This is a genomic window from Polaribacter sp. P097, assembly GCF_036864555.1.
Lineage (GTDB): Bacteria > Bacteroidota > Bacteroidia > Flavobacteriales > Flavobacteriaceae > Polaribacter.
Map to the genome: position 1 here is coordinate 555,536 of NZ_JAZETJ010000001.1, position 16,042 is coordinate 571,577.

15 protein-coding genes are annotated in these 16,042 nt (G+C 30.1%); 6 read left to right on the top strand and 9 right to left on the bottom strand.

Translation table 11 applies throughout. The features are described from left to right. Positions 1–23 precede the first annotated feature (23 nt). Positions 24–1,082, bottom strand: a complete 1,059-nt coding sequence (locus tag V7R38_RS02675; RefSeq protein WP_334055933.1) for a hypothetical protein — start codon at positions 1,080–1,082, stop codon at positions 24–26. Between the two features lie 38 nt (positions 1,083–1,120). Continuing rightward, the gene (gene dprA / locus V7R38_RS02680; protein WP_334055935.1) at positions 1,121–2,227 is read right to left on the bottom strand and encodes a DNA-processing protein DprA; all 1,107 of its coding nucleotides are present in this window, start codon (positions 2,225–2,227) and stop codon (positions 1,121–1,123) included. Positions 2,228–2,321: 94 nt separating this feature from the next. On the opposite strand from dprA, the gene V7R38_RS02685 reads away from it, so the two are divergent. The 3 genes from V7R38_RS02685 to V7R38_RS02695 are packed head-to-tail and all read left to right on the top strand — an operon-like array spanning position 2,322 to position 4,290. Next, positions 2,322–3,227 (top strand): SPOR domain-containing protein, encoded by a 906-nt coding sequence (locus V7R38_RS02685; RefSeq protein WP_334055936.1) that lies wholly within the window; start codon positions 2,322–2,324, stop codon positions 3,225–3,227. A 43-nt stretch (positions 3,228–3,270) separates the two neighbouring features. After that, positions 3,271–3,783 (top strand): acyl-CoA thioesterase, encoded by a 513-nt coding sequence (locus V7R38_RS02690; protein WP_334055937.1) that lies wholly within the window; start codon positions 3,271–3,273, stop codon positions 3,781–3,783. Positions 3,784–3,786: 3 nt separating this feature from the next. Next, positions 3,787–4,290, top strand: a complete 504-nt coding sequence (locus V7R38_RS02695; RefSeq protein WP_334055939.1) for a mechanosensitive ion channel domain-containing protein — start codon at positions 3,787–3,789, stop codon at positions 4,288–4,290. A 49-nt stretch (positions 4,291–4,339) separates the two neighbouring features. On the opposite strand, the gene V7R38_RS02700 is transcribed toward V7R38_RS02695, so the two are convergent. From V7R38_RS02700 to V7R38_RS02720, 5 genes are all read right to left on the bottom strand, one after another. Next, positions 4,340–4,900, bottom strand: a complete 561-nt coding sequence (locus V7R38_RS02700; protein ID WP_334055940.1) for a type 1 glutamine amidotransferase domain-containing protein — start codon at positions 4,898–4,900, stop codon at positions 4,340–4,342. Between the two features lie 129 nt (positions 4,901–5,029). Continuing rightward, positions 5,030–6,265 (bottom strand): murein hydrolase activator EnvC family protein, encoded by a 1,236-nt coding sequence (locus V7R38_RS02705; RefSeq protein WP_334055941.1) that lies wholly within the window; start codon positions 6,263–6,265, stop codon positions 5,030–5,032. Beyond that, entirely contained in the window at positions 6,265–7,035 is a 771-nt protein-coding gene (locus V7R38_RS02710) for a DUF4292 domain-containing protein (RefSeq protein WP_334055942.1), read from the bottom strand. The genes V7R38_RS02705 and V7R38_RS02710 overlap by 1 nt, the downstream gene beginning before the upstream one ends. Before the next feature lies 1 nt (position 7,036). Next, positions 7,037–7,921, bottom strand: coding sequence for a tetratricopeptide repeat protein (locus V7R38_RS02715; RefSeq protein WP_334055943.1), 885 nt, complete (start codon positions 7,919–7,921; stop codon positions 7,037–7,039). A gap of 96 nt (positions 7,922–8,017) precedes the next feature. Next, on the bottom strand, positions 8,018–9,034 hold the full coding sequence (locus tag V7R38_RS02720) for a sugar nucleotidyltransferase (RefSeq protein WP_334055944.1): 1,017 nt from the start codon (positions 9,032–9,034) through the stop codon (positions 8,018–8,020). Positions 9,035–9,342: 308 nt separating this feature from the next. On the opposite strand from V7R38_RS02720, the gene V7R38_RS02725 reads away from it, so the two are divergent. Continuing rightward, positions 9,343–11,211, top strand: coding sequence for an ABC-F family ATP-binding cassette domain-containing protein (locus V7R38_RS02725; RefSeq protein ID WP_334055945.1), 1,869 nt, complete (start codon positions 9,343–9,345; stop codon positions 11,209–11,211). Here V7R38_RS02725 and V7R38_RS02730 read toward each other — a convergent pair. Further along, complete coding sequence (locus V7R38_RS02730) at positions 11,208–11,927, bottom strand: 3'-5' exonuclease (RefSeq protein WP_334055946.1); 720 nt, start codon at positions 11,925–11,927, stop codon at positions 11,208–11,210. The genes V7R38_RS02725 and V7R38_RS02730 overlap by 4 nt on opposite strands. Before the next feature lie 86 nt (positions 11,928–12,013). Continuing rightward, positions 12,014–14,113: a T9SS type A sorting domain-containing protein gene (locus V7R38_RS02735; protein ID WP_334055947.1), complete on the bottom strand. Its 2,100-nt coding sequence runs from the start codon at positions 14,111–14,113 to the stop codon at positions 12,014–12,016. Between the two features lie 188 nt (positions 14,114–14,301). Between V7R38_RS02735 and V7R38_RS02740 the strand changes: the two genes are divergently transcribed. Together V7R38_RS02740 and V7R38_RS02745 are read left to right on the top strand one after the other, a co-directional pair. Further along, positions 14,302–14,991: a response regulator transcription factor gene (locus V7R38_RS02740; RefSeq protein ID WP_015481870.1), complete on the top strand. Its 690-nt coding sequence runs from the start codon at positions 14,302–14,304 to the stop codon at positions 14,989–14,991. 10 nt (positions 14,992–15,001) lie between these two features. Then, positions 15,002–16,042: a sensor histidine kinase gene (locus tag V7R38_RS02745; RefSeq protein ID WP_015481869.1), complete on the top strand. Its 1,041-nt coding sequence runs from the start codon at positions 15,002–15,004 to the stop codon at positions 16,040–16,042.

The window sequence follows — 16,042 nt, forward strand, 5'->3', positions numbered from 1 at the left end:
ACAGACATTGGTTTGTGCTTTATTTATTTTGTACTTATATCCAAGTAATTACGCTTAACAAAAGCTAAAATGGTTTCTAAAATTTCACCCATATTTGTACAATCTTTGAACTTTACATCTCCAACATATTGTATTAAATGTTTTTTAAGAAGAGTTACATTTTCTGGATATGAAATAGAATCATTTTTCATACATTTTATCAGCCTTAAAGTTCTTCTTGGTGTAGTAATCATCCTTTTAGCCATGTAAGATCTTTCTTCAATCTTATATTGTCTAATAGAATCGTTTTGCAATTTCTTACTAACCATTTCTACCATTTTAAAATTCTCTTTCATGAACTGCAGGTTGTACACTTTTAAATTCCCTTCAAAAGACTGCTGATCAAAATCAATAGCTCTAATCTTATAAATGATATGATCAAAATCGTGAGTAGGTGTAATTACGTAATTGTAAGATCGCATATCTCCTAAAAGCCTTACCAAACAACGTTCTTTAAATTTTACAAATTCTTTGGCAATTTGCGATTTTTCAGATTCTGTACACGTTGGCAAAATATCTCTAATAAAATCATCACCAGGAATACCTGCAATATGTTCTTCTATAAGTGTATTTCCGTGTACCAAAAAGTTCATACTGTAGGGAGATAAAATATGCTCTAATTCTAAGCCGTAAATTCGTGAAGCATCTGCCTTTTTTACATAAAAATAGGTAAAGTTATCATTAAGAATGTTTCTAATTTTAATACGAAAAGGTTTCGAATTACCAAACGTACAATAGTCTACAGCATCTACATTTAAAAACGGAATGGTTTCTTCATTACCATCAGAATGTAACATAGTGTATACTTTTTTTAGACTCATATCAATTTCTGCTCTATCAGAATCGGAATAATAAGTTCGAATCCAAAGTGTGTCTTCATCATTCTTGTCATACACAGTTACAGAACCTTGAAAGCGCAATAAATCTTCGTAGTAGATAGAGATTTTAATATCTCTTTTATAATTTTTTAAATAGGCATTCAGCATTTCATTTACAGGAAATGCTGGCTTTTTCTTGGACATCAACTTCTTCTCTACTGCCATCTTAAATTATTGATTGAGCTCAAAAATACAGATAATGTTTAAATAATTTCGAACATTTTGCCTGGTAAAGGCCTTAACACACCTTTTAATTCCATCTGCAATAGAATAGATGATAATTGAAAAATAGGAATATTACATTCGAGAGCAATAACATCTAATAGTTGCTGACCTTTTTCAAAAAGCAAATCGTATATTTTTTGTTCGTTTTCATTTAAATCAACAAACAGTTGTTTTTGAATGGGTTTTGTTTCTGTTGATGATAAATCCCAGTTTAACATTTTAACAATATCCTCTGCAGAAGTAAGTAAATTTGCTTTATTATTTTTAATTAAACTGTTGCATCCTTTACTGTACACATCAGTTGCTCTGCCTGATAATGCAAAAATATCTCTATTGTAAGAATTGGCAATATCTGCTGTTACTAAAGAGCCACCTTTTTCTGCTGATTCAATTATAATGGTAGCTTTAGAAATACCTGCTACTATTCTATTTCGCCTTAAAAAGTTTTCACGTAAAGGTTGTTCTTCACTCCAAAATTCGGTTAAAAACCCACCTTTTTCATTTACTTGATGAATGTATTTTTTATGAACTTTAGGGTAAATCTGTTCAAAACCATGAGCTAAAACAGCAATGGTCTGTAAATCATTATCTATTGCTGCTTTATGAGCACAAATATCTACACCATAAGCAAAACCGCTAACAATTACAGGGTTATATTCTTTCAAATCTTTAATGATTTGATTGCAAAACTGACTTCCATAAGAACTCATATTTCGAGTACCAACAATAGAAATAAATTTAGAATTATTAGAAAAATCGATGTTACCATCCTTAAAAATTAAAATAGGACTATCAATACAATTCGTTAAATTCTTAGGATAATCATCTTCTAAAAAATAGGTGTAAGCAATATTATTATCTCTTAGGTACTTAAGTTCATTCTCTGCAGCAATTAAGTTCTTTTTATCTAGTAAATGCTTTAGAGCATGTGTACCAATTCCGTTTATTTTTTCTAAAGTAGAGGGTTTTTCTGCGAATATTTTTTCCACATCTCCAGTAGTTGCAATTAACTTTTTAGAGAGAATATCTCCTATTGCCTTACTTTTTTGCAAGCGCAAAACCGCAAGTAATTTTTCATCTTTCATCAATAACAATTTGAGAACCAATATATAAAATAATTGTTGATAAAATTTGCAGCTCTAATTCTTAAAACTCAGTAGAATTTATATATTTGTTTATATGATTTTAGCCAACCACATCAAAGACTTACTTTATAGATATGACTGTGTAATTGTACCTAATTTTGGTGGTTTCATTACCAACAGAATGAGTGCTACATACAATGCAAATACTTCTAATTTCTTACCACCATTCAAGCAAATTGCTTTTAATAACAATTTAAATGAGAATGATGGTTTATTGGCAAATTATATAGCTTCTGTAGAAGGTATTTCTTTTGAAGATGCAAATAAAACTTTAGCTACAGTAGTAAATAATTGGAAGGTTCAATTACAAAAAGATGCAATAGAATTAGCACAAGTTGGTACATTAAGTTTAAATGAAAATCAGCAAATAATTTTTGAACCAAATACTGAAGTAAACTATTTGGCTGAATCTTTTGGATTGGCTACTGTTGTTACATCAGAAATTGAAAGAAAACAAGCAATTGTAAAACCTTTAGTGCCTGTTACCAATACAGCAAATAATAAAGTTTTACCTACACTTTTAAAGTATGCTGCAACAGCTGCTATTTTATTAACATTAGGTTTTGTTGGAAATAAACTTTATCAACAAAATAAGCAAAATACTATTTTAGCCTCTCAAGAAAAGGCATTAGAAAAAAAGATTCAATCTGCTACGTTTACCATTACAAATCCTTTACCAACTATTGAATTAAATGCTGTAAAAGAAAAGGCAAAACAATTTCATATTGTAGCTGGTGCATTTCAATTTCCTGCAAATGCAGAAAAAAAGGTAAAGCAACTTCAAAAAGAAGGGTATGAAGCTAGAATTATTGGTGTAAATAAATGGGGCTTAACAGAAGTAGTTTTTAATAGTTTTACTGATAGAAACGAAGCCATAAATGAGCTTTATAAAATTCAAGATTCTGTATCTAAAGACGCTTGGTTATTAGTAAAAAAATAACGTTTATTTAAGGGCTATCCTTATCTTTGCAGAAATTTTTAAAATGGAAGCAAAAACGCCTAGAGAATCTTTAACAATACTTACAGATTTAGTTTTACCTGGAGACACAAATTACCTAGATAATCTTTTTGGAGGTGAATTGTTAGCAAGAATGGACAGAGCTTGTAGTATTGCTGCAAGACGTCATTCTTCTAGAATTGTAGTTACTGCTTCTGTAAACCATGTGGCATTTAATAAATCTGTTCCTGTTGGAAGTGTAGTAACCTTAGAAGCAAAAGTTTCTAGAGCCTTTAAATCTTCTATGGAAATTTATGTTGATGTTTGGATTGAAGATAGACAATCTGGTATGCGTACTAAGGTTAACGAAGGTATTTATACTTTTGTAGCTGTAGATGAAACTGGTAAGCCTGTGCAAATACCACAAATAGTACCAAAGACTGAATTAGAAAAAATTCGTTTTGATGGCGCTCTTAGAAGAAAACAACTAAGTTTGGTTTTAGCAGGTAAAATGAAACCAGATGAAGCTACTGAGTTAAAAGCACTCTTTAAGTCTTAAATTATGTTAGAATATTTAGATCATTTTAAAATTATTGAATCGCTAATAATTATTGTTGTAGGTTCTATAATTAGAATAATGATTACGAATTCTTTGAAAAAAATTCGAGTTAAATTCGGGTTTCAAAAAACCAGAGTTTTAATTGTAAACCGAATTATAACTTTCTTAGTTTATGCTGCAGTAATAGTTCTAATAGCTTTTATTTGGGGTGTAGATGAAAAGCAATTGATGGTTTATGTATCATCTTTCTTAACCATTTTAGGTATTGCTTTTTTTGCTCAATGGTCTATTTTATCAAATATTACAGCTGGTTTAATTTTATATATTAATTATCCTGTTAAAATAGGTGATACAATTACCATACTTGAAAAAGACAATAATATAACTGGAATTATAAATGACATTGGCGCCTTTTTTATAACGTTAACTGTAGAAAATGGAGATTTAATTACTTTACCAAACACAGTGATTTTACAGAAAAACATTCGGTTTAAACCTCATAAATAAAAAAAGGTGCAACTTTAGTTGCACCTTTTTTTATGAATATTATTATCTATTATACAGTTTGTTCTTCATGTTTACCTTCGTAAATTTCTTCTACAATTTTAGCATTGAATGCTGGTAAATCATCAGGGTTTCTACTAGTTACTAACCCAGCATCTACAACCACTTCTTTATCAGACCAAATTGCACCTGCATTTATAATATCTGTTTTAATTGAGCTAAAAGAAGTTACTTCTCTACCTTCTAAAACACCTGCTTCTGCCAATAACCATGGTGCATGGCAAATTGCTGCAACAGGTTTATGATTTTTAAAAAAAGATCTAATAAAATCAATGGCACTTTCTTCTCTTCTTAATAAATCAGGATTTATAACTCCACCAGGTAAAACCAAGGCATTATAATCTTCTTGAGAAACTTCGCTTAAAGTTTTATCTACTTTATAAGATTCAGACCAATCACCATCATTCCAAGATTTAATTTCACCTGATTCTAAAGAAACAATATCTACATCTGCACCAGCTTCTAATAAAGCTTTTTTAGGTTCTCTTAACTCACTTTCTTCAAATCCGTTTGTAGCTAAAATTGCTACACGTTTTTTGTTTAAATTTTCCATTTTGTTCTTTTTTATAGTTTTTAATTCTGCTGATTACTATTAATCAACTACCCAAAATTATAAATAGAACTCAATATTTTTTAACGCAATTCGTTTAGAAATTAACACAGAAAATATTTTAAGATAATTTTATCTTTTTAGCATCCAAGAAGCAGGATTAAGCTTTACAGTGTTTTTAAGTAACACAAAAACTAAAGTAGTTTTGCCGTTAATTTTATCAGTAAAAATTTTACCTAAGCTCTGCCCAACTTTTACTTTATCTCCCTTTTTAACATAAGAGTTTTCAAGGTTGTTATAAGATGTAATGTAATTACCATGCCTAACTAAAACGTTCTTTTTACCTCCAGAACCAATTAGAACATTAAATACTTCACCATCAAAAATTGATTTTGCTTCACCACCTTCTGAAGTTACAAAATGTACACCTGTACTATTAATGGTAATTCCAGGAAAAATTGGATGTGGCTGCACACCAAACCTTCTAACAATAATACCTTCAGAAACTGGCCAAGGCAATTTACCTTTATTTAAATCGAACCTTGCTGCCAATGCTTTTGCTTCTGGACTTAAAATAAACTCATTTTTCTTTACCGTTTTTGGTTTATTTTTAAGCTTAGCAAGTGCTAATCTATTAGCCCTTTCTATTTCCTCTTTGATAATTTTATCAATCTTAGCAGCAACTCTTTTCTCATCTTGAATGGTTTTCTTTAAATCCTTTTTATATTTATTCTCTTTCTTTTTAATTAAAGACAATAAGTTTTCTTGCTTATTTTTATCGGATTCTATAGCTTTTTTCTGATTAATTTCAGATAAAATTAGCGTATCTTTTATTTGTTTTTGATACAACAAAGAATCATTCATCTTACCAATAAAAACAGTCTGACTAACGATTTCTTCCCCTTGTTTTTTTCTGAAAGATGTATATTGTTTCATATACTCTAACCTTTTATATGCCTGATAAAAATTTTCTGAAGACAATAAAAACATGGCCCTACTCTGCTGTGATTTACTTTTATAAGATTTGTAAATCATATTGCCATAATCTTTTTTAAGATCGGCTAAATTTTTATTGAGTTTTGCAATCTGTTTTTCGTTTTCACGAATTTCATTACTCAATAGTTTTGCTTCTAAATTGATGGTATTTATTAGCTTATTTCTAACTTCTATTTTTTGCTGAATATCTTTTAATTCTTCTAAAACATTGCGCTCTTTTTTAACTTCTTTAAAGAGTAAATTATTTAATTGTTTAATTTCAGATTTGTATTTTTTACGTTGGTTTTCTAACTCTTTTCTGGTTTGAGAAAAGAGAGTACTACTTGCAAAAAGTATAATGAAAAATAATATGTAAATTCTAATAAACCTCATTAAAAAGTTAATTGCTTATAACCTGCAGGCATATTAAAAGACATATTAACGTCAGTATCAAATTCTACTGTTTTATATTCTAAATTAATTGCAGTTATTCTTTTTTTGTCTTTCGCTTTAATTTCAATAGCAGTAGGAAAAACTACCGAATTTATTAAGTTATAGTTTGGGTATTTAATATCTAAACGTAAACCTTTTTCATCATTTACAATACTTTGATTATCTAACTTAAAATGTGCAGGATTTATAGTATAGAAAATATTGTATAGCAAAGCTTGTTGCTCTGGGTTTAAAACATATCTATTGTTTAGAACGTTTACATCTTGTTTTTCAGCAGTAACGTCTTGTAAGGCTTGCCCTAAAAATAAATTCTGTAATTGTTCAAAATTAATCTCTACTCCCAGTAATTCTTTAAGCATAGAAAAATCGCCCTCAAATGAATGTTTAAAAACTGATGAATAATAACGCACTTTGGTAGGTGTGATTTCTGCTTTAAAAACTGTTATAAACTTAGTACCTCTTAACCAAATTACTTCATCTTTTTTCATCTTCATGCTTACCGTTAAATTTTGATTCGTTTTACCATTATCAAAATTTACTTTAAGTTTTGCATCTATGGTTTGCTTATCAAAATTAGCAGCCATATGTTTTCTTGCTACTTTCTTAGCAGAAAAATTTTTAGCTACAGCTGTTGCATCAATCATATTTTTGTTGGATTTACATGATGTAAATACTATGGTAAAAAGTACTAAATATTTAAAAAACTTCATGTTAACTTTTTAATTGTTTCGCCTTTTGCAAATACTTGTTTTCTTCATTTTTGTTACCTAAACCCTTATATGAATTCGCCATTTCTATATAAAAATCTACCTCCATTTCTTCTTCTATTACAAAATCGATACCATTATTTAAAGTAGATAACGCTTTTTTATACATTTTCTGATTATTTAATGCTCTTGCCTTCATTAAATAAACCAAAGGTTGTGCAGGAAACAAACTTATACCTTCTTCACTATACTTTAATAAGTTGATGGTATTAGATTCAGAAATTTTTAAAATCTGTTTTAAGGTTTCGTAAGATTTGACTTGCTGGAATTTTTTTTCTAAAACAGAAATATCATTCAATTTTACTGCTTTTTGTTCTGGAACTTTTCTGGTGTTTAAACGTTGTTTTATTCTCTTTAAATCAGCAGTTAATGCATTCTCGTTTTCTAACAATTCCATTAATAAAATGGCTTTATCATAAGCTCTGTTATAAAGATAAAGTCTAACTAAAAAAGGCTTTTCTTTAGGATTTATAGCTACCAGTTTTTTTTGCGTAAGAATTGCATCATTCAAATTATTTTCTTTCTGATATACTTTTACCAAATGCTTTAACATCCAAACATTATTTGGCTCTTGCTCTAATGCTCTAGTAATGTATTCTTTAGCCAAATTAACATTGTTAAGTGCTAAATAGTTTTTAGAAAACTCAAAATACACTGCTGTATTACTCGCTAAAAGCTGATTACAACTCTCTAAATTTTCTATTGCTTTTTGATGATTACCAATTGACTTATCTGATAATGCTTTAAAAAAGTAGGCTTGAAATTTCAACTCTGCTTCTTCCGTTAAATCTTCTTTTTCTGGAATACTGTCTTGTGCAAAATTAGTCATCGAAAGTAGACAAAAAGCTAAAGACAAAAGAGCCAATTTAAAATAATTAAATTGCCTCTCTTGCTTATATATTCTTGTATTTTCGATGTTTGTCATCTATGTTAATTCTGTATAATCGCCAATACTTACAGAGGTATATTCACCATTATATTTTGCATGATTTCCAATCATTGCATTATCTAATGTTGCGTTTGAAATAGATACATTTGTTTGAATTAATGAATTTTTGATTGTTGAGTTTTCAACAACACTATTTTCACCTATGGAAACATAAGGCCCAATTTTTGTGTTTTTAAGCACAACGTTTTTACCCACAAAACAAGGTTGAATTATCTCTGAATTTTCTAGCACTACATCATCAGCAACTAAGTTATTACCAGCTTCGTGTTCGAAATGTAAAGTTTGTTTATTAGTATCTACTGTAGGATCTTTTTTACCACAATCCATCCAAGTACTTACTGTTCCTGGTATAAATTTAGCTCCTTGTTGTTTTAAAGATTCTAAGACATTGGTTAATTGATACTCATCATTTTCTTTTAAATCATTATCAATTAAATATTGAATTTCTTCAAGAAGTTTTTCTCCACTTTTAAAGTAATAAATACCAATAATTGCTAAATCTGAAACAAAGTCTTTTGGTTTTTCTATAAAATCAGTAATAATACCATCTTCTAGTTTTACCACTCCAAAAGCACTTGGGTTTTCTACTTTACTTACCCAAATTGCACCATCTGCATTTACATCTAATGTAAAATCTGCTTTAAATAGTGTGTCTGCATAAGCAACAACACATGGCCCCCTTAAGGATTCTTTTGCACAGTAAATTGCATGAGCAGTACCTAAGGCAACATCTTGAATATAAACTGAACCTTTTGCACCCAGCTCCTCAGCTATTTTTAATAGTTTTTCTTCTGTATCTGCAGGAAAACCTTTTGCTCTACTACCAATTACAAAAGCTATTTCATCTATCTCTTCATCTATTACAGAAGCAATGTCTTCTACTAAACGTTGTACAATTGGCTTACCCGCAATTACTGTAAGCGGTTTTGGAACTGTTAATGTATGAGGTCTTAAACGAGAACCTATACCTGCCATTGGCACTATAATCTTCATAAAATATTTTTTATCTATATATAGTTGCAAGATAGTATTAAATAGTAGAAATGTAAAATTGTTTAAAGGCTAAAAAATATATTTTCTCCCCATAAATAGGGAGAGGTCTCCCTATTTATGGGGACTAAAAAATTTCACTATTTATAGGGATTGACAAGCACTCTTATTTGAAGTAATTTTACATCAAGAAATTAATCCCCCAAAAAATCCCCCAATTCCCCCACAAAGATTTCGTTTGCAAATGATGTAAAAAACCCAAGTTAACTCTTGGGTTTTTTGTTTCTTTGTACAAACTAAATTTTGTATTTGTGAATTATCTTTCTGTTGAAAATATATCTAAATCTTATGGTGAGCGTGTTTTGTTTCAAGACATTTCATTTGGTATTAATAAAGATCAAAAAATAGCATTTGTTGCCAAAAACGGAACAGGTAAAACATCAATCTTAAATATTATAGCTGGTATAGACAGTTCTGATACAGGGCAAATTGTAAGTAGAAAAGGTATTTCTATTGCTTACCTTGCTCAGAATGACGATTTAAATCCTGATTTAACTATTGAAGAAACCATATTTGATACAGACAATAAAATACTTTCTATAATAAAACAATATGAAAGCGCTTTAAAAAACCCTGATGATGCAGAAGCTTATCAAGCTGCTTTCGATTTAATGGATCAATACAATGCTTGGGATTTTGAAACGCAGTACACACAAATATTATCTAAACTTAAACTTGAAGATTTAAGTCAGAAGATTTCTTCTTTATCAGGTGGACAAAGAAAACGCCTATCTTTAGCTATTGTTTTAATAAGCAAACCAGATTTATTAATTCTAGATGAGCCAACAAACCACTTAGATTTAGAAATGATTGAGTGGTTAGAAGATTTTTTCGCGAAAGAAAAAATTACACTATTCATGGTTACACATGACAGGTATTTTCTTGAACGTGTATGTGATGAAATTTTAGAATTAGACCATGGTAAAATATACAAGTATAAAGGAAACTACTCTTACTATTTAGAAAAGAAAGAAGAACGCATTCAGCTTGAAAAGGTTACCACAGAAAAGGCTAAAAACCTCTTTAAAAAAGAGCTAGATTGGATGCGTAAACAGCCAAAAGCTAGAACCACAAAATCGAAGTCTAGAATTGATGATTTTTATCAAATAAAAGAAAAAGCACATCAACGTAGAAAAGATCATAAAGTTCAATTAGAGATTAATATGGAACGTTTAGGAAGTAAAATTCTTGAACTTCATAAATTAAAAAAGTCTTATGGAGATAAGGTAATTCTAGATGGTTTTGATTATGTTTTTAAACGTGGAGAACGAATTGGAATTATTGGTAAAAACGGAACAGGAAAATCTTCTTTCTTAAACATAATTACCCAGAAAAACCCTGTTGACGGTGGTAAAGTGGTAGTTGGTGAAACTGTAAAGTTTGGTTATTACACACAATCTGGAATAAACATTAAAGAAGGCCAGAAAGTTATTGAAGTTATAAAAGAGTTTGGTGAGTTTATACCGTTAACAAAAGGAAGAAAAATATCTGCTTCTCAATTATTAGAGCGTTTTTTATTCGATAAGAAAAAACAGTACGACTTTGTAGAAAAACTTTCTGGTGGTGAGCAAAAACGTTTGTATTTATGTGCTGTTTTAATACAAAATCCTAATTTTTTAATATTGGATGAACCTACTAATGATTTAGATGTAGTTACGCTGAATGTATTAGAAAATTTTCTATTAGATTACCCAGGAAATCTTATGGTGGTTTCACATGACAGGTATTTTATGGATAAAATTGTAGATGCTTTATTTGTGTTTAGAGGAGATGGAATTGTAGAAAATTTTCCTGGAAACTATTCCGATTTTAGAGCTTACGAAAACTCTAATCCTTACGAACAAGAAGTATCTGAAAATACTAAAGCAGTTTCAAAAACGAATACAACTAAATCTAGCAAAAGTACTTTAAGTTATAATGAAAAACGAGAATTTGGTGCTCTAGAAGATGAAATTCAGCGTTTGCAAAATCAAAAAGAACGCATTGAAAAACAGTTTCTGAACGTAGAAATTGCAGAAGAAAATATTGCCAAAAAATCTGAGGAATTACAACAGATTATTAATGATTTAGAGCAAAAAGAAGAACGCTGGTTAGAATTGTCTTTAAAGCTAGAAGATTAATTCACGTTTATAATTTCTTGGTCGTTTAAAATAGCCTCATTATTAAATTTTAAAAGTATTTGCGCAACTGCAACAGTATCTTTTTCACAGTAAGTTACAATACAATCAATGTCTTTTTTCTTGTAATACACCTCTGCTACTTCACTACCATCAATATCATCTTTAGGTGAAGGTATTCCTAAAATAGACGTTAATAATTTTAGAGAAGTATAGTGCTTAAAATCACCAAACTTCCAAAGTTCTAAGGTGTCTAAATGTGGTACTTCCCATGGCTTTTTACCAAATAAGTTTAATTTTTTTGGTAACTCTATTTGATGTACAATCATTCGTCTAGCTATAAACGGAAAATCAAATTCCTTTCCATTATGCGCACACAAAATCTTCGATTTTTTAGCAAAATGCTTATCTAATAAAGTTTTGAAATCAGTAAGTATTTGATGTTCATCATCACCAAAAAAAGAACGAATTCTTAATTGTCTATTAGTATCTGTATTATTAAAATACCCTACTGAAATACAAACAATTTTACCAAACTCTGCCCAAATACCTGCTCTTTCATAAAATTCTTCTGCAGTAAATTCTTCTTTTCTTTGATATTTGGTTTTTGCATCAAATAATTGTTGGGTTTCTATTGATAAGTTTGACCAATATTCTTCCTGAGGTACAGTTTCGATATCCAAAAAGAGGATATCATTTAACTGATAAGTTAAGTTCATAGCAATACAATTTCTTTTTTATAAATATAGTAAAAAAGAAAAAGCTCTGAAAATTCAGAGCTTTATCAAAATATGAATATTGTAATTTACTTAATTACTAATTTAGAAGTTGCAGTATTTGCACCTTCTTGAACTTTAATAATGTAAATTCCTGATGATAATAATGCAGTATTTATTTCTGCTTTATTCCCAGCAACAGTTGTACTTAATACATTTTTACCTAAAACATTAAAGATTGAAATGTTTTTAACCTCTGCACTGTTACTAGTAATTGTTAAGTTATTATTAGTTACAGGATTTGGATAAAGTGCAAAACCATCGATTTCTAAATTACTTACAGATAAAGTAGTGTCAGCAAAAGTAGATCCTATTCTCAGGTTGTCAACAAGAATTCCTTCATTTAAATCTGAGTCTGATTGTCTTAATCCGAAACCTTCAATTGAAATTCCTGGATCTTGTTCATCAGCGCCTAAAATTGAGGTATCTGATTCTGAAGTTGCGTCTACCCAAAGTTTGGCAATATTATCATCTTGATTAAACATAACAGTAACTCTATAAGAAACCCCATAAGTTAAATCTGTTGCCCAAACTGCATCTGCAGTATTACCTATTGTAGCAATTCCAACAGTAAAATCTCCAGAAGAAGCAGGAGGAACAATATCAAGTTTAGCTCTATATGTAAATGAAGCATCCTTAAACATAGCAAAGTATTCATTATCAGTACCTGATATTGGGCCACCTGGATCTACAACTGTAAAATCAAATGCATAATAAACACTGCCAGTAACTGCTGCAAACTGTATTTGCGCATCTTCACTAGGTGTTCCATGCTGTACTAATGCTTGCCCAGCTGTAACCATTAAATCTCCTGATGTTCCACTAAAATTATCCCATAATGGATTATCTACTAAACTACCATCTGCATAAGAAAAATCATCAGATATTGGCAAGCCAATGCAAGATGGACTGAATAATGTTCTTGTTAAGTCACACGAACTATTTGTTGCTCCAGCAATTGTAATTTCTGTATCAGTGCCCTCTGTCATTCCAGAAAAAGTAATTGTACCCTCTGCAACTGAATTTGGATTATCCCCACCAACTGTAACACCAGAAGGTGCTGTAATTGTATAAGTGGCACTTGTATTTCCGCCTGTAAATGCGATAGTTCCAGAGTAAGTGTCAGAAGCTGATGTGACTGCTTCACAAGTAGTTGTAATCGCTCCTAAAGCAAGTTCACAAGGAAAGTCTGATGAAAAAGAAACACTTTTAGACACTGCTGGAGACAAAGAAGCCCCATCATTATCTACTAATTCTAAGGTTAAAGTATAAGAAGAACCAGGTACAACTTCTATTTGTGGTAATGTTGTTGTAAAAAAATCTGCATTTTCTGTAGAACCACCAACTGTTACTAAAGTTGATTTTATATACCCATCTCCAGAATTATCACTTGCTCCAGAACCATTATCCGCAGATAAAGAAAAGTTAAAAATATCTATTGTAACATCTACCATTGTTGAAGTGTAAACGTTAGCTTCTGTTGGAGAAGAAATTAACAAATTTGGATCTGAAGAAACACTTGTACCAATCCAAGCTTTTGGGTCAAAATCAGTAGGGGCTTCTCTTGGAGAGTTTGTGTGTGTTGTACAGCCACTTATTGTACTATCTGCCCATACATTCCACTCAGAACTACTCCAAGTTGGATTTGCTGAAGTTACTGTAGCTTTTCTTTCTGCTCTTCCATCTTCAAACTCGTGGCAAGTTCCTGAACCATCTTCACCTGGAACTCCAAAAATATCTACCACAGTAGATCCATTATATAAAACAATTTGATCATCACCATTACTATCTCCTGGACCACCTGTCCCAGCATCTATATCTGCAGCCATACCATAAACAGTTTGAAAATTTGTAGCATTAGATGCAATAATAGCAAAAGAGCCAGCAGCTAAACTACCAATAGGCGCTAAATCTACTACGTTTGTAGATAATTCAGAATTCCCATTTGTGTATCTCTGTAAAGTCCAGCCAGTCATGTCTTGTGCAGAAGTTCCAGCATTATATATCTCTACATACCTTGCTGTTGCATCATTATTTGGATCTGCTAATTCTGTTATAAGTACCTGACCAAAAGAAATGGCACTAAAGAATAAGGTTAATAATAAAGTAAATAAGTAATTTTTTTTCATGTTTGATTAATTTTTTAATTAAGAGCTATAAAAGTAGAAAATTATAAGCGTGTTTCTATCAAACAGATAGATTAAGTAATTGTTAAGTTATTTACCCTAAAAGACCTAGTTAAGATTAAATGATTGTTAAGTAGTAATCATCATAAAATATTAATCGCTATTTTTGAAGAGGAATAAACAGCACAATTATGAATAAAAGTGATATAAAAATTTTACTAGTAGATGATGAACCAGATATTTTAGAAATTGTTGGTTACAATTTAAGAAATGAAGGTTATCAAGTTTTTACTGCCGAAAATGGCCAAGAAGCCATAAAATCTGCTAAAAAAAATACACCACATCTTATTTTACTAGATATCATGATGCCAGAGATGGATGGTATTGAAGCTTGTGAAAAAATTAGAAAAATTAAAAATCTAGATAATGTAATTATTGCTTTTTTAACTGCTAGAGGTGAAGATTACTCTCAAGTAGCTGGTTTTGAAGCTGGTGCAGATGACTATATTACAAAACCAATTAAACCAAAAGTATTAGTTAGTAAAATTAAATCTCTTTTACGCAGATTAAAGAGTGAAGAGGAAAGTGAAGAGACTCTTAAATTAGGTGATATTGTAATTGATAGAGATGAATATGTGGTATACAAAGCTGGTAAAAAAATAGCTTTGCCTAGAAAAGAATTCGAACTTTTCTCGCTATTAACCTCTAAACCAAGTAAGGTATTTAAAAGAGAAGTTATTTTAGATACAGTTTGGGGTAATGAAGTAGTTGTTGGTGGTAGAACAATAGATGTACACATAAGAAAACTTAGAGAAAAAATTGGTGATGACCATTTTAAAACTGTAAAAGGTGTTGGTTATAAGTTTGTATTAAAAGATTAAATATAATTTATTGAGAATTAAAAAAACATATTCTTATGCTCTTTCATCAGCTGTATATTTAACGCTATTGGCTGTTGTTATCTCTTCTATTTCCTATTTTATGATAAGTAAAAACTTAGGATTTGGAAGTATCATAGCATCTATTATCGCTCTTTTTATAATTTCATTTTTCATCATTCAATATAGAGCTGAACACTTTATCTACAGAAGATTACGTAAAATTTATCAAGAAGTTTCTATTTTAAATGTAAATGATTTAAAAAGAGAATCTGCTACAACAGATATTGACAAACTTTCTAAAAGTATGCAAAAATTTGTTGAAGGAAAACGTTTAGAAATAAAGAGTTTGACTGAAAGAGATTCTTTTAGGCGTGACTTTTTAGGTAACGTTGCTCATGAGTTAAAAACTCCACTATTTACGGTTCAGGGTTATATATTAACATTACTTGAAGGAGCCGTAAATGATAAGGAGATTAGAATGAAATACCTTAATAGAGCTAATAAAGGCGTTGAAAGGTTGGTTGCTGTAATTAAGGATTTAGACATGATTGCTAAACTTGAAAATGAAGGAACTAATTTAGATATTGAAGTTTTTAATATTCTAGAACTAATTCAGAACGTGTTTGATTTATTTGAGATGAAAGCAAAGAAAAGAAACATCTCTTTAAAGTTTGATAAGGTTTACGAATTCCCAGTTTTTGTTAAAGGTGATATCGAAAAAATTGAGCAGGTTTTAATTAACCTTATTGTAAATTCAATCAAATACGGAAATCCTAATGGAACCACGTATGTTGGTGTTGAGAGTTACTCAGACAAAAAATTTATTATTAAGGTAACCGATAATGGAGAAGGTATTAAAAAAGAACACATATCTCGTTTATTCGAACGTTTTTACAGAGTAGACCAAAGTAGATCTCGTGAACAAGGAGGCTCTGGTTTAGGCCTTTCTATTGTAAAGCATATTGTTGAAGCACATAATGAAAATATCTTATTAAAAAGCACGTTTGGTGAAGGCTCTGAATTTTCATTTACATTAGAAAAAGCAAGTTAA